Genomic DNA, 14,430 nt, shown 5'->3' on the forward strand with positions numbered 1-14,430 from the left:
GCCGCAGAGCCGAGGTGCAAGGAACGTTGGGAGAGACGCGGCATGATCCTGACACTGGCGCTGCTTGCGGGTCTGGTCGTGGCCTGGCTGCTGATCGGGGTAGTGGAAAAGTTCCGCCTCGGCCTGAGCTTTGCCCAGGCGCTGCTCTACGTGCCGTTCAAGCTCGCCTACCGGATCAGCGACAGCCGCATCGCAATCGCGCGCGATGCGGCGGCGCCAGTCATCTATGTCATCTCACATCAGTCGCACTTCGAACCGGCGCTGATGCTGTCGCTGCTGCCTGACGACACGCTGCACATCCTCGACGGAGCCTCGGCCAGGGCACCATGGCTGGAGCCGTGGCGCGAGCTTGGCCGCACCATCGCCTTCAACGCCGAACACGTCTTCGTCAGCCGCAGGCTGGTGCGCGTGCTGAAGGGCAAGGGCCGGCTTGCCGTCTACCTGCCGGACGCGGTCGAGCCCGACGTCAAGTCGTTCCGGCTGTTTCGCGCTGTCACCCGCATCGCCATGCAGGCCGATGCCCGCATCGTGCCGATCTTCGTCGGCGGCGCCCGCGACCTTCCGGTCTCGTTGACGCCGGCCAGCATCGTGCCCCGGCGCTGGTTCCCGCGCCTGTCGATCAGCGCATTGGAACCAATGACCATCGCCGAGCTGGTGGCGCGCATTCGCGAGCAGGCCTCGAACACCAACGCGCTGTTCGACCGCTTCGCCGAGGCGCGCTTCGCAGCCGCCGATCTCGATCGCGGCCTGTTCTTGGCCATGCGTGATGCCGCAACCAGGGTCGGCGCATCCCATCCGATCATCGAGGACGTCGTCTCGGGCGCGCTCAGCTATCGAAAACTGTTCATCGGCGCGCGCGTGCTGGGCAGGCGTTTCGAGGCGGTGACGGCGCCCGGCGAAGCGGTCGGCCTGCTCCTGCCCAACGCCAATGGCGTGGTGCTGTCCTTGGTCGGGCTGCTCTCGGCCGGGCGGGTGGCCGCGATGATCAACTACACCGCTGGTCCGGCCAGCGTCACCGCCGCCATCCGCACGGCGGTGATCCGCACGGTCGTCTCCTCCCGCGCCTTCATCGAGAAGGCCGACCTCGGCGATATCGTGACGGCGGTCGAAAAGGGCGGCGCGAAATTTCTCTGGCTGGAGGATACACGCGCAAGCGTGACGGCGCTGGAAAAGCTTACCGCCGCCTTGCTGTGGCGCTGGCCGCTGCAGCGCCAGGACGCAGCCAAACCCGCGGTCATCCTGTTCACCTCCGGTTCGGAAGGCACGCCGAAGGCGGTGGTGCTGTCGCACAAGAACCTTTACGCCAACGCCATGCAGGCGGAAGCCCGTATCACCATCTCGCCGGCCGATATCCTGCTCAACGTATTGCCTGTGTTCCACTCCTTCGGGCTGACGGGCGGCACCATCCTGCCGCTGGTTACAGGCGTAAAGCTGTTCCTTTACCCTTCGCCTCTCCATTACAAGATCATCCCCGAGATCGCCCGTAAGGTGAAGCCGACGGTCATGTTCGGCACCGACACTTTCCTCGCCAATTACGCGCGCACCGCCAAGGACGGCGATTTTTCCAGCCTGCGCTTCGTCGTCGCCGGCGCCGAAGCGGTGAAGCCGGAAACCCGCCGCACCTATCGCGAGCGTTTCCAGGCCGAGATCATCGAAGGCTTTGGGCTGACCGAGGCCGCGCCCGTGGTTGCCGTCAACACCGCCATCCATAGCCGCGACGGCACCGTCGGGCGGCTGCTGCCGGCCATCCGCATGAAGCTCGAACCCGTCGACGGCATCGATGGCGCCGGCCGTCTGTGGCTCGACGGCCCGAATATGATGATGGGCTACATGACCGCCGACCGACCGGGCGAATTGCAGCGGCTCGAGGGCTGGCACGACACCGGCGACATCGTCTCGGTCGACCGCGAGGGCTTCATCACCATTCGCGGCCGGGCCAAGCGTTTCGCCAAGATCGCCGGCGAGATGGTGTCGCTGGGTGCGGTCGAGATGCTGGTGCAGTCGCTGTGGCCGGAAGAGCGCCATGCCGCCGTGGCGGTGCCCGACAAACGGCGCGGCGAGCGCATCGTGCTGGTGACCACCGCCGACGATGCGAGTGCCGAGGAACTGCGCCAATTCGGCAAGAAGGCCGGGGCGGCCGAACTGATGGTGCCCAACGACATCGTCAAGGTGGAAGAGATCCCGGCGCTGGGCTCGGGCAAGACCGACTACGTGTCGGCCCGCAGACTGGCCATCGATCGTCTGGGGCTGAGTGCGGCGGCGTAGGCGAACGGCCTGAAGGGTCGTCTCGCCTAAATCGCAGGGCCCGGGCGCAAAGCGCTGGCCTTCAATGCACCCTCTGTCGCCTTCAAAGAGGGATAACAGCGTTATCCTATATCCGAAGGCGGCACCTGCTCGCCTTCCAGCCTGGCGCGCTTCGAATAGGCACGCACGCTGAACGGCAGGAAGAGGAGATAACCGGCGACGGAGGCCGTCAGCGTGTACCAGGGATAGGTCATCAAGAGCAGGATGTAGAGCACGACCCCCAGGATGACCGGCAATACCTTGTCACCCGGCACCTTGACGCTCTTACCCGAATAGACCGGCAAACGGCTGACCAGCAGGAAGGCGACCAGTACGGTGAAGCCGGTGGCGATGAAGGCGGCCGGGCGGCCGGGCTCCAGCCCAAGCCGCAGGAAATACAGATAAAGCGGCAGCATCACCAGCACGGCGCCCGCCGGCGCCGGTACCCCAACGAAATATTCGGTCTGCCATGCCGGCCGCTCGGCCTTTTCCTCGTCAAGAACATTGAAGCGGGCGAGCCGCATGCCGCAGGCGATGGTGAACAAAAGGGCGGCAATCCAACCCGGCGATCCCGCGCGGTCGAGCAGGAAAGCGTAAAGCACCAGCGCGGGCGCGACGCCGAAATTGACGATGTCGGCCAGCGAATCCATCTGCGCGCCGAATTTCGACGTTGCCTTCAGCATTCGCGCCAACCGGCCGTCTATGCCGTCGAGGAACGCGGCGAGCAGCACCATGACCACCGCGGGCTCGAAGCGGTTCTCGAAAGCGAAGCGGATGCCGGACAAGCCGGCACAGATGGCGAGCACCGTAACCAGATTGGGCAGCACCATGCGCATCGGGATTTCGCGGATGCGCGGGCCGCCGCTGGCATGCGCCTCGAATTTCTTGAACGGCGCGCCCACCGGTCAGGAGATCCGCACGAGAGGCGTGGCGGCGATACCGCCGAATTCCGCCAGCACCGTTTCGCCGGCGACGGCCGTCTGGCCGACGGCCACCCGTGGGGTCGCCGCCTCCGGCAGGAAGACATCGACGCGCGAACCGAAGCGGATCAGGCCGAAACGCTCGCCGATGGCGATCGAGCCGCCGGTCTCGGCCCAGCAGACGATGCGCCGCGCCACGAGGCCGGCGATCTGCACCGCCGCGACGGTGCCGTTGGGGCTGTCGATGACCAGCCCGTTGCGCTCGTTCTCGGTGCTTGCCTTGTCGAGTTCGGCATTGAGGAATTTTCCGGGCCGATGCTCGATGCGGGAAATCTTGCCGCGCACCGGGGCGCGGTTCACGTGGCAGGAAAAGACGTTCATGAACACCGATATCCGGGTCATTTCGGTATTGCCGAGGCCAAGCTCGCGCGGCGGCACGGCCGGGCCGACCGCCGAGATGACGCCGTCGGCGGGGCTCACCACCAGACGGTCGTCGACCGGCGTCACCCGCTCGGGATCGCGGAAGAAATAGGCGCACCAGGCGGTGAGGATGAGCCCGATCCAGAACAGGATCGAGGAGAAATAGCCGAGGAAAAGCGTGCCCGCGCCGAACGCGGCGATGAACGGATAGCCCTCGCGATGGATCGGTACGAACGCGTTCTTGACCGTATCGACAAGGCTCATGGGATGGGGCAGTCCCTGTTTCAGGTCCGGCCTCAATAACCGAAACACCCTCTGCCCGCAACGCGACAATGGGAAAGGAGGGTGGACGAGCTAGCCCGCAGCAGCGGAACGATCAAAGTGCTCGGCGAGTTCCGGGATTGTAGCGTCGGCAAGCTTTTCGTTATCTTTGCCACGCAAGAGCACACTACCATTCCACGAAGACAGCAAGAGGAAGGCCCGGTCAGACGCCAACACCACCCAGTTCACGACCACGCCTTCCGCCGTTTGCACGATTGAGTTCGCTGAAACGATGGCGTCCGTCGGGTCGAATCCGGCTTTGCGCAGTAGAAGGTCGACAGCAGCCGGGGCATGATACTGCTCAGCCAATTCGACAACCATTTTGATTTCCGAGCCTTCAGCGTGGCCAAGTCGGTTGCCTACTCGCGGAGCGATGGCTCCCAAAGAATTCTCACCCGGGCGTATGACCGGTGGGTCTTCCGCCGCGATGTATTCGTAGATATCGGCGTGCGTCTCAGTTGCAACGCATAGCCGAGGCTCCTTCGCACTGGTACGCAGTTGGAAAACCATCTGCATCTCACCCCCGACATCCAGCATTCTTGCCATGCCAAAGCCCAATCTGACCTCAGGCGGAGACACCTTGGCGCAGGCGAGACCGGCCCCAACGTCGCGCCAGCCGATCATCTGGCGCACCAGCTTGCTAATCGAACGATGAAGAAGCCTGGCTTCGCGTTGCGGGTTGGCCATCACCAGACCGTGTATAACATCGCTGTAATCGTCATCTTCGACAATCTGTAGATCAGGCCACGAGACGATCCAGCGCGCCAAGAAACCCTGCATCGGTGCAGCCTCATCTGCGTGGTAGAACTCACCGTCAAGCGCATCCAGAAAATCGTCGCAACCACCCTCGAAGCCCGTTTGTTCGGCCGCCTCATCGGGATGCTCGGCAATCCAGGAGGACATCTTTTCCAAAGTCGCCAATTGGCCGCTCGCACCGCTAGCAGCGAGTCCAACTCGGGCGTTCGTAATCATGGCGTTGGTTTCCTCTGCGCCATTGTAGATGAATTGACTGTGCCCGCCATTCTTCACCTCAGCCGAGTACGAGTTTGCGTGGGAAACCTGCATCGCCCTCGGGCTGATCTCCGGATATCGGTAGAGCCCTTCATAAGTCATGGTTTGGATGAAAATCTCAACGGCGAAGACGAGCTCCGAGGGGCTATCGATTGCCTGTTCTACTGTTGAACGGCGCACAAAAACCGGCAGCGGCAGCCTGACCTGTGGCCACCTGGCAGCATTCGACGCGAGTTTTTCAGACGTTTTTCTGGACTTGCGAAAGAAAAATCCGAACATCGAAAATGCTTTCATAGACCGCAAAGCAACCGCGGCTGGTTGTTCCCGAGGTGACAATATCACCTGTTCTTAGATTTGAAAGAGACCCAGGTATGTGCAGATTTGGCGGGGTCACCATCGCGCAGTAGCCTTTTAGAATTGTCGGCCGCCATGTCGGCAAGCCATACGCTCGCCCGTCCTTGGCAGGACAGTGCCCCGCGACGCCTTCGGAACGGTGACGTGGGTCACGCAGCCAAGGAGCCAGCCAATGTCATCCGTTGCCGAGAACGCCAAGATTATCGCCAAGGGCCTCGCTTTCGGGGAATCGCCGCGTTGGCATGAGGGACGCCTGTGGCTCTGCAACTGGGGTACCGGAGAGATCGTCGCCGTGAGCGACGAGGGCAAGAGCAGGGTGATGCTCACCGTGCCAGCGGTCCTGCCCTACTCCATCGACTGGCTGCCGGATGGCAGGTTGCTCGTGATTTCAGGCCGCGAAGGCCTGCTGCTAAGGCAGGAGGTGGATGGCAGGCTCGTCACCCATGCCGATCTGCGCGACCTTTCGAAAAGCCCCTGGAACGAGATCGTCGTCGATGGGCGCGGCAATATCTATGTCAATGGCGGCGGCCCGGCGCCGGCACCCGGCCAGCATTTCGGCCCGGGCACGATCGTGCTGATCACGCCGGACGGGACGGCCATGCAAGTGGCTGGGAATATCGCGTTTGCCAATGGCATGGCTGTGACCCCGGACAACAGGACGCTGATCATTGCCGAGTCCCACTCCAACCGGCTGACCGCCTTCGACATAGCCGCCGACGGCACTCTGGCTAATCGGCGGGTGTGGGCCGATGTCGACGGCTATCCCGATGGCATCTGCCTAGATGCCGAAGGGACGGTCTGGTACGCGGATGTTCCCAACAAGCGCTGTGCGCAGGTACGCGAAGGCGGTGAGCTGCTGCAGACCGTGACCGCCGATCGCGGCTGCTTCGCCTGCATGCTGGGCGGTGTCGACGGCAGGGCGCTGTTCATCACCGCAGCCGAGTGGCGCGGCTTCGACCACATGTCGAGCGACGCCCGCACTGGTCAGGTGCTGGGCGTCGCTGTTTCCTCGCCTGGCGCGGGATGGCCGTCTTACATTTCGGGCACACGCTGATTGGCGAAAGCGACGGAGATAGCCAACGCCGCTACGACAGCTCCGACGTGCGCCTGCGCACCACCACACCCAGTTCGTCGCTTTCGCGGGCGATGCGCAGACGCTCCTCGGCTTCGGTCGCCTCGCGCTGGCGGTCCCACATCGAGGCGTAAAGCCCGTGCTTGCGCATCAGATCGGCATGTGTACCGCGTTCGGCGATCTGGCCGTCCTTGAGCACGATGATTTCGTCGGCCGTGATCACCGTCGACAGCCGGTGGGCGATGACGATGGTGGTGCGGCCCCGGCTGACCAGGTCGAGCGCGGCCTGGATTTCCTGTTCGGTATGGCTGTCCAGCGCCGAAGTCGCCTCATCGAGCATCAGGATTGGCGGCGCCTTGAGGATGGTGCGGGCAATCGCCACGCGCTGCTTCTCGCCGCCGGAAAGCTTCAGCCCGCGCTCGCCGACCATCGAGCGGTAACCCTCGGGCAGCCGCTCGATGAAGGGGCCGATCTGGGCGAGTTCGGCCGCCTTGCGCACCTCCTCCTCGCTGGCGCCGATGCGGCCGTAGCGGATGTTGTAGGCGATGGTGTCGTTGAACAGCACGGTGTCCTGAGGCACCATGCCGATCGCCGCGCGCAGGCTCTCCTGCGTCACCTCCCTGACATCCTGGCCGTCGATCAGCACCTGGCCCGACTGGATGTCGTAGAAGCGGAACAGCAGCCGCGAGATGGTCGACTTGCCCGCGCCCGAAGGACCGACGATGGCGACGGTCTTGCCGGCCGGCACCTCGAAGCTGATGCCTTTCAGGATCTTGCGGTTCGGGTCGTAGGAGAAATGCACGTCACGGAATTCGACCTTGCCGGCCTCGATCGCGAGCGGCCTGGCATCAGATTTGTCGACGATCTCCTGCGGCACGTCGAGCAGGTCGAACATCTGCTCGATATCGGTGAGGCCCTGGCGAATCTCGCGGTAGATGAAGCCGATGAAATTGAGCGGCACCGAGAGCTGCATCAGCATGGCGTTGATGAAGACGAAATCACCGACGGTCTGCGTGCCACGTTGCACTTCGAGCGCGGACATGCACATCACGATGACCGTGCCCAGCCCATAGATGACGCCCTGGCCGAAATTCAGCCAGCCGAGCGACGTCCAGATTCTCGTCGCCGACATCTCGTAGCGCGCCATGGAGCGGTCGAAGCGCTCGGCCTCCATGGCCTCGTTGTTGAAATATTTGACCGTCTCGAAATTGAGCAGAGAGTCGATCGCCTTGGTGTTGGCGTCGGTGTCGCTGTCGTTCATGTCGCGGCGGATCGAAATGCGCCAGTCGCTGGCGCGAACCGTGAACCAGACATAGAGCCAGACGGTGACCGCCACCACGGCTACGTATTTCCAGCCATAGGTGTAGGCGAAGATGCCCGTGGTCAGCGCGAATTCGAGGATGGTCGGCGCCGTGTTGAGCATGATGAAGCGCACGATCGTCTCGATGCCCTTGGTGCCGCGCTCGATGATGCGCGACAAGCCGCCGGTGCGCCGTTCGAGATGGAAGCGCAGGGACGACTGGTGCATGTGGACGAAGGTGCGGAAGGCAAGCTGGCGCACCGCGTACTGGCCGACGCGGGCAAACAGCGCGTCGCGCAACTGGTTGAAGCCGAGTTGCACGAGCCGCACCACATTGTAGGCGACAACCAACATGACCGGGGCGAGCAGGAAGGCGGGCAGCGGCGGCGTCGATCTGCCGTCACCGGCCAAGGCGTCGGTCGCCCATTTGAAGAAATAGGGTCCCGCGACCAATGTCAGCTTGGCAACCACCAGCAGAATTGTCGCCCAGGTGACGCGCGCCCGCAGATCGGCACGATCCGCCGGCCACATATAGGGCCAGAGGTTAAGCAGCGTCTTGAAGGTCGGGGAATCGGCGGAGACGGTTTTTTCGGCCACTTTTCTTGCCTTTTGGGTGAGAGGGTCAGCGGCTGGTCGAGCAGGAAACGACGAGCGCGCTCAGCGAAGCCGACACGCCGGCAAGCGCGGCTTGGTCCACCTCGTAGCGCGAGCGCTGGCGGTCAGGCGCGAAGCGCACCAGCCCCGCCTCGACCAGGATCTTCAGATGCTGCGAGACGGTCGACTGGGCGAGATCGAGATGGTCGACAACGTCCCGACAGCAGCAGAAACCGCTGGCGGACAGGCGTTTCAGGATCTCGATGCGCGCAGGGTGCGAGAGCGCGGCGAAGCGGGCCGCGATGGAGTGGCTGTCGGTGGTGCAAGAGGTTGGCGCGCTCGTCGCGCGGTCCGGTTCAGGCAGGGATTCGGTCATCGTTCATCGGCGATAGACGATGAACGATGACGAGGCAAGCTGGCCGGATGGGGAGATTGCAGGCGGAGGGCTGCGAAGGATCGGCTTCGGAACGGCTTGCAGCCGCCCCGCTGACGCTTGCCTACTCCGTCTTCGCCGAATGCGTCGTCATCTGGTCACCCATCGCTTTGAGGTCGGCGGCCTCGCCTTCCTTAGACCGTGGCGGGACCTTGAACACCTGTCCCGGCCAGATGCGGTCGGGATTGCGGATCTGGTCCTGGTTGGCGAGATAGATGGTCGAGTAGCGCATGCCATAACCGTAAACGCGCCGCGAAATCCGCCACAGCGTGTCATGACGGCGGATGATCACGGCGCCATTGGCATGTTCGAGCTTGGGTGAAACGGTCTCGGCCACATCGGAAGGCGGCGTGGCCACTGCATCGGCCGGAGCCGGTTCCGCCGGATTGGCGGGCGCTTCAGCGGCAGCCGACGGTTCGGCAGGCTTTGCATCGGCCGCCTTGGATCCAGCAGGCGCCACGGCGGCGACCGCCTCGCCCGGTTCGCGCTCGAACGGTACGGCGGCGCGGGCCACCACCTTCACCCCGTCGGCATCGAGGCCATCGACACGGATGGTGTAACTGCCGACCGGTACGTCGCGCCTCGCCTCAACCAGGAAATGGCCATTCGGCGATGTCTGCGCTTCGCCAAGCAGGATGTCGTTGGCATAGGCGCGCACCTTGCGGCCCGGGTCGGCGAGGCCGGCGACAAAAATCTTGCTGCCGTCAATCTCGACCGCTTCGACGACGATCTTGGGTTCGGCCACGGATGGCGCGGGCGGCGTTGTCGGCGCCGCAGGAGCAGGCGTTGCTTCGATGGCGGCGGACGCGCCTGGCGCCGGAGCCGCGGCTGCAGGCGCTTCCGGTGTTGTCTGCGGCTGGGGCACGGTCAGCAGTTCGGCCGGCTTGCCCGGTTCCTCGACCATGGCCAGCACCTGACCGCTCGCATTGGCGGGAATGGAGACGACGGCCGTCTGGGCCGAAGCGGTCACCACATCGCCGGCGGTGGAGCGCAAGGCAATCGTATAGTCACCGGGCTTCAGCGGATCATCGAGCACGATGACGAAGGCGCCATCCGGACCAGCGACCGTCGAGCCGATCACGGTCGAACCGTTGAGGATCTCGACCTTTGAATTGGGCGCGGCATTGCCGGCGACGACGATCGAACCATCGCCTTCAACGCGCACCACGTCGAAGGTCGGGGCGATCGGACCCGCGACGGCAGGCGCGGTTGCCTCAGAGGTGGGAGCGGACGGTGCCGCAGCCTGCGGCAGCCGCGCTTCCGTGCCCGGATTGGCCGGCTTCGGCGCCACAGGCGGAGCCTGCGCCGCGACGTCCGCCGGCGGCGTGCGATTGAAATATGGGGCGAGCGCGCCCGACACATAGGCGGTTCCCGCGACCGCAACGGTCCCACCCGCCGCGAACAGAAACGCCTTCAACGGATTGATCGCCATCTACTTCCCTGCCCCTTAGCCACCTAACGCCGGTCTAGCCTGTTTTACCATCACCGACAAGAAAAAGCCCGGACTTCTCGGCCCTTAGGGCTTGACCGCGCTTTCAGACCCAATCACCAATCATCGGCATGAATACGATTCGATCCGTCTGCGTGTATTGCGGCTCGTCTCCGGGCCGTGATGAAACCTATGTCAAGGCTGGTCACCTGCTCGGGCGATCGCTTGCGCGCTCCGGCCTCAGGCTGATCTATGGCGGCGGCACCAAAGGCATCATGGGCGCCGTCGCTGAAGGCGCGCTCAAGGCCGGCGGCAAGGTCACCGGCATTATTCCCCGCTTCCTGATCAACAGGGAAGCAACCGAAACCGCGCTAGACCGGCTCGACGAGCTCGTGATCACCGAAAACATGCACGAGCGCAAACATAAGATGTTCGAGAAATCCGACGCCTTTGTGGCGCTGCCGGGCGGCATCGGCACAGTCGAGGAGATCGTCGAGGTCATGACCTGGGCGCAACTTGGCCATCACCGCAAGCCGATCGTCTTCGGCAATGTCGGCGGATTCTGGGATCCGATGCTGGCGCTTATCGACCATATGGCAACCGAAGGCTTCATTCACACCGCACAGCGGGTCAAGCCGCTGGTCGTCAATGACCCGGAGGCAATCGTCGCCGCCATCATGGTGGCAGGCTCCTCGGTCGATGCGCCGACGGAGGGCGTGCAGTCGGTGATAGATAAGATGTAGGGGAGTAAGGGAGTAAGGGAGTAGGGGAGTAAGGCAGTAGCGGAAGACAGAACCTACTGCCCTACTGCCCTACTGCCCTACTGCCCTACTGCCCTACTGCCCTACTGCCCTACTGCCCTACTGCCCTACTGCCGGCCAGCCGCAGATCATCGATTACCGCCCGCCGATCTTGGCGCCGCCAGGCGAAATGGATCGAGACCTTGCGCTCGAACCATGGCAGGTCCCGAAACAGGATCCCGGGCGGCGCGGCGATGCGCAGGCTCGACTGGACGGTGGCAAGGCCGAGGCCGGCGCTGACAAGGCCGAGCGAGGTCAACGGGTCCGCCGTCTCATAGGCGATATCGGGCAGGAAACCCGCCTTGGCGCAGGCGGCCAGGAACTGGCCGCGATTGGTGTCGTCGGGCTGGCGCACGACGGTGATCCAGACGCGGCCGTCGAGATGGTGCGGCTGGATATCGGCCACTTCGGCGAGCGGATCGCCTTCGGGCATCGCCAGCGCCAGCGGCTCGTGGCGCAGCGGCATGCTGGCGACATCGGGATCGTCCGCGGCGGGCGGCGAATAGACCAGGCCCAGATCCAGCGACCGCTGCCGCAGCTCCTCGATCTGCGCCGCCGAGCGCAGGCTTCTCAACTGGAGATGAAAATCCGGCCGGTCGCGGCGGAATTGGCGCAGCATCGCGGCGACAAGCCCGGCGTGCACGGCGCCTTCGACATAGCCGATGGCAAGACGCCCGACAGACCCGCTGGCAAGGTTTCGACCAAGTTCCTCCAGCCGGCGCGCGTTCGACAGCAGCGCGCGGGCCTCGGCGAGAAAGGCGCGGCCCTCGGCATTGAGATGGACGCGCTGTTTTACCCGTTCGAACAGGGTTACGCCAAGCTGCTGTTCAAGCTGCATGATCTGCCGGCTCAGCGGCGACTGCGAAATATGCAGCAGCTCGGCGGCGCGACCGACATTGCCGGTTTCCGCGACGGCGACGAAATATCGGATCTGGCGCAAGTCGAACATTTTTTGCTCCGCGCGGCATCAAGTCTTCAAAAGTCTCAACTTTAGCCTAATCAGTCTTGGACAGTCTGACCATCCAGCGCGATACCTGCCGTCACCTACCGCTGACAAACAGGAGACCGACATGCAGTTCTTTGCCCTCCTCACCCGCAACACCGAAAAATTCACCGATGCCGATTTCGCGCCGCTGCTGCCCGGCGAGGCCGAGCAGCGGCGCACGCTCTACGCCCAGGGCGCGGTTCGCCAGGTCTGGAACCGTGGCGACATTCCCGGGAGCGGCATGATGTTCGAGGCGGCCAGCGATGCCGACGTGCGCAGTCATCTCGGCAGCTTGCCGCTGGTCAAGGCCGGCATGATGGACATTGCCGCAATCGTGCCGCTGAACCCTTATCCCGGTTTCGGTCCGAAGCGCTAAGTGTGGCAGTCGCAATGCGGTGGCGGCGAAAGGCGCCGCCGCACTGACGCGGCCGCTCGAGAGAGTGTGATCGGCTGTCAAGGAACCGTCACACGAAACCCCGCCGCCCATGCTAGATGTTGCAATCACGCGCCGCCAAGCGGTGCGATGCTCGAAATATGCATCCGGCACTACACCATGGATACTGCTCTCGCCCCGGAAGGCACCGACCTGTCGCCCTACCTGCCAGACGAGCATGGGCTGTTCTTCATCTATCATTTCACCGCCGACGGCCTGCGCACCAAGGATGCCGCCGGCGCGCAATGGACGTGGCGCAGCTACCAGCTTTCCGACATGCGCGCACGCCACGAGATCGCCGCCGAACAGGCCCTGCCGGCGCCAGTGCGCGAGGCCTTCCTGTCCGCCAGCCATGGCTGCCACATCGACCTCGAGGATGACTGGCTCTACGGCGACCTGCCGGACCTGCGTCACGACTATTCGGCGGAAGCCGGCGGGCTTGGCCATTTCCGTTTCGCCCTCAACGACACCATGCTGGTCGGCGCCCGCAAGCAGCCCTTGCAGTCGGTCGACAATATCCGCAAGGCGATCGAGAACGGCTCGCGCAAGTTTCGCTCGCCGGCCGAGCTGATCGAGGCGGTCGTGGGCCAGTCGTTCGACGGCATGGCGGTGGAACTCGCTGCACTTGGCGACAGTCTCGACGGCATCGAGGACCGCATCGTCTGCGACGCATGGCACAATGAGCGGCAGGCGCTCGTCGATGCGCGCCGGCACCTGGTGGTGATTCACCGGCAGATGGCGACCCTGACCAATCTGTTTCGCCATCTCGACCATTCGCACCGCAACGACCTGCCCGATTCGATCAACGACATGGCAGCACGGCTTTCGCACCGCGCGCAGACGCTGCACTATGATGGCGAGCAGTTGCAGGCGCGCGCCAGGCTGTTGCAGGACGAGCTGATGGCCAAGCTGACGACGCAGTCGAACCGGCTGCTCTACGTGCTGTCGGTGATGACCGCGGTGCTGTTGCCAATGACGATCATCTCGGGCCTGTTCGGCATGAATGTCGGCGGCTTGCCGCTGGTCAACACGCCGATAGGCTTCTGGGTGGTGACTGCGGTTTCGATGCTGATCGCCGGAGCGACCTATCTCTTCGTCAGGCGGCTCGGGCAGATGTAGCCCGGCGCGCCGTCGCCAGCATCGACCAGGAATACATGGCCAGCGCCGCCCAGATCAGGGCAAAGGCGACAGCCTGGGTGGTGTCGAACGGCTCTTTGAAGATCAGCACGGCGATCAGGAACACAATGGTCGGCGCAATATATTGCATGATACCTATGGTGGAGAGACGCAAAAGCCTGGCGCCGAATGCGAACAGCAGCAGCGGCACCGCGGTCACCGGCCCGCAACCGGCCAGCAACGCCGCATCGACGCCGTTGCCGGAAACGAAATGGTCCTGTCCGGTGGCGATCAGCCAGGCGATATAACCCAAGGCCGGCACCGACAACAGAAGCACTTCGAGCAGAAAACCCTGGCTGGGGCCGATCGGCAGCGTCTTGCGGAAAAAACCGTAGGCGGCGAAGGAAAAGGCCAGCGCCAGCGATACCCATGGCAACTTGCCAGCCTCGATCGTCAGCACGGCGACCGCGATCGCCGCAAGCACCACGGCCGCGATCTGCAGCCGATCGAGCCGCTCGCCGAGCAGCAGGGCGCCGACCACGACGCTGACCAGGGGATTGATGTAATAGCCAAGGGCGGTTTCTACGGTGCGGTCGACGGCGATCGCCCAGACGTAGACGCCCCAATTGACCGAGATCAGCGCCGCCGTCAGCGCCGCCATGGCGATCGTGCGGGGCGAACGGATTGCCGCCTTGAAATCCGCCGTGCGGCCGGCCCAGACCAGAACCGCGGCGGCGATCGGCACCGACCAGACGATGCGGTGGGCAATCACCTCGGCAAGCGGCAGGTGCGCAACCGCTTTCATGTAGAAAGGCAGCAAACCCCACAAGAAATAGGCACCCAGCGCCAGCAGGAAGCCGCGGCGGGCTTTTGAAACTGCGTCCTGGGTAATTGCTTCAGCGGCCATGGCCCAACGCTATGGCCCAGTAACCTTGGCAAGACCATCGCAAAGTTCTGAT

Annotated in this window: 13 protein-coding genes; 5 read left to right on the top strand and 8 right to left on the bottom strand. The window is 64.0% G+C overall.

The window, feature by feature from the left end; all coding sequences use genetic code 11:
* The first annotated feature begins 42 nt into the window (after window positions 1-42).
* Entirely contained in the window at window positions 43-2,265 is a 2,223-nt protein-coding gene (locus FJ940_RS22235; RefSeq protein WP_140657943.1) for an AMP-binding protein, read from the top strand.
* Window positions 2,266-2,366: 101 nt separating this feature from the next.
* Here FJ940_RS22235 and FJ940_RS22240 read toward each other — a convergent pair whose 3' ends face one another.
* The 3 genes from FJ940_RS22240 to FJ940_RS22250 form a co-directional block, all read right to left on the bottom strand.
* On the bottom strand, window positions 2,367-3,185 hold the full coding sequence (locus tag FJ940_RS22240) for a phosphatidylcholine/phosphatidylserine synthase (RefSeq protein ID WP_140494505.1): 819 nt from the start codon (window positions 3,183-3,185) through the stop codon (window positions 2,367-2,369).
* Between the two features lie 3 nt (window positions 3,186-3,188).
* Entirely contained in the window at window positions 3,189-3,887 is a 699-nt protein-coding gene (locus FJ940_RS22245; protein WP_140494507.1) for a phosphatidylserine decarboxylase, read from the bottom strand.
* A 90-nt stretch (window positions 3,888-3,977) separates the two neighbouring features.
* Complete coding sequence (locus FJ940_RS22250; RefSeq protein ID WP_140555769.1) at window positions 3,978-5,249, bottom strand: DUF4375 domain-containing protein; 1,272 nt, start codon at window positions 5,247-5,249, stop codon at window positions 3,978-3,980.
* Between the two features lie 232 nt (window positions 5,250-5,481).
* Between FJ940_RS22250 and FJ940_RS22255 the strand changes: the two genes are divergently transcribed.
* Complete coding sequence (locus FJ940_RS22255) at window positions 5,482-6,363, top strand: SMP-30/gluconolactonase/LRE family protein (protein WP_140657945.1); 882 nt, start codon at window positions 5,482-5,484, stop codon at window positions 6,361-6,363.
* 31 nt (window positions 6,364-6,394) lie between these two features.
* Here FJ940_RS22255 and FJ940_RS22260 read toward each other — a convergent pair whose 3' ends face one another.
* The 3 genes from FJ940_RS22260 to FJ940_RS22270 all read right to left on the bottom strand — a co-directional run bounded on the left by FJ940_RS22260 (window position 6,395) and on the right by FJ940_RS22270 (window position 10,140).
* The gene (locus FJ940_RS22260) at window positions 6,395-8,278 is read right to left on the bottom strand and encodes an ABC transporter ATP-binding protein/permease (protein WP_140657947.1); all 1,884 of its coding nucleotides are present in this window, start codon (window positions 8,276-8,278) and stop codon (window positions 6,395-6,397) included.
* Between the two features lie 25 nt (window positions 8,279-8,303).
* Complete coding sequence (locus tag FJ940_RS22265) at window positions 8,304-8,651, bottom strand: metalloregulator ArsR/SmtB family transcription factor (RefSeq protein ID WP_140494514.1); 348 nt, start codon at window positions 8,649-8,651, stop codon at window positions 8,304-8,306.
* Window positions 8,652-8,772: 121 nt separating this feature from the next.
* The gene (locus tag FJ940_RS22270) at window positions 8,773-10,140 is read right to left on the bottom strand and encodes a LysM peptidoglycan-binding domain-containing protein (RefSeq protein ID WP_140657949.1); all 1,368 of its coding nucleotides are present in this window, start codon (window positions 10,138-10,140) and stop codon (window positions 8,773-8,775) included.
* A 128-nt stretch (window positions 10,141-10,268) separates the two neighbouring features.
* Between FJ940_RS22270 and FJ940_RS22275 the strand changes: the two genes are divergently transcribed.
* The gene (locus FJ940_RS22275; protein WP_140517827.1) at window positions 10,269-10,880 is read left to right on the top strand and encodes a TIGR00730 family Rossman fold protein; all 612 of its coding nucleotides are present in this window, start codon (window positions 10,269-10,271) and stop codon (window positions 10,878-10,880) included.
* Window positions 10,881-10,989: 109 nt separating this feature from the next.
* Here FJ940_RS22275 and FJ940_RS22280 read toward each other — a convergent pair whose 3' ends face one another.
* Window positions 10,990-11,886: a LysR substrate-binding domain-containing protein gene (locus FJ940_RS22280; RefSeq protein WP_140555774.1), complete on the bottom strand. Its 897-nt coding sequence runs from the start codon at window positions 11,884-11,886 to the stop codon at window positions 10,990-10,992.
* Between the two features lie 121 nt (window positions 11,887-12,007).
* Between FJ940_RS22280 and FJ940_RS22285 the strand changes: the two genes are divergently transcribed.
* Entirely contained in the window at window positions 12,008-12,298 is a 291-nt protein-coding gene (locus tag FJ940_RS22285; protein WP_140555775.1) for a muconolactone Delta-isomerase family protein, read from the top strand.
* A gap of 177 nt (window positions 12,299-12,475) precedes the next feature.
* Window positions 12,476-13,474, top strand: coding sequence for a transporter (locus FJ940_RS22290; protein ID WP_140555777.1), 999 nt, complete (start codon window positions 12,476-12,478; stop codon window positions 13,472-13,474).
* On the opposite strand, the gene rarD is transcribed toward FJ940_RS22290, so the two are convergent.
* The gene (rarD, locus tag FJ940_RS22295) at window positions 13,452-14,378 is read right to left on the bottom strand and encodes an EamA family transporter RarD (protein ID WP_140494526.1); all 927 of its coding nucleotides are present in this window, start codon (window positions 14,376-14,378) and stop codon (window positions 13,452-13,454) included. The genes FJ940_RS22290 and rarD overlap by 23 nt on opposite strands.
* Window positions 14,379-14,430: the final 52 nt, after the last annotated feature.

Source organism: Mesorhizobium sp. B2-3-7, assembly GCF_006442695.1.
Lineage (GTDB): Bacteria > Pseudomonadota > Alphaproteobacteria > Rhizobiales > Rhizobiaceae > Mesorhizobium.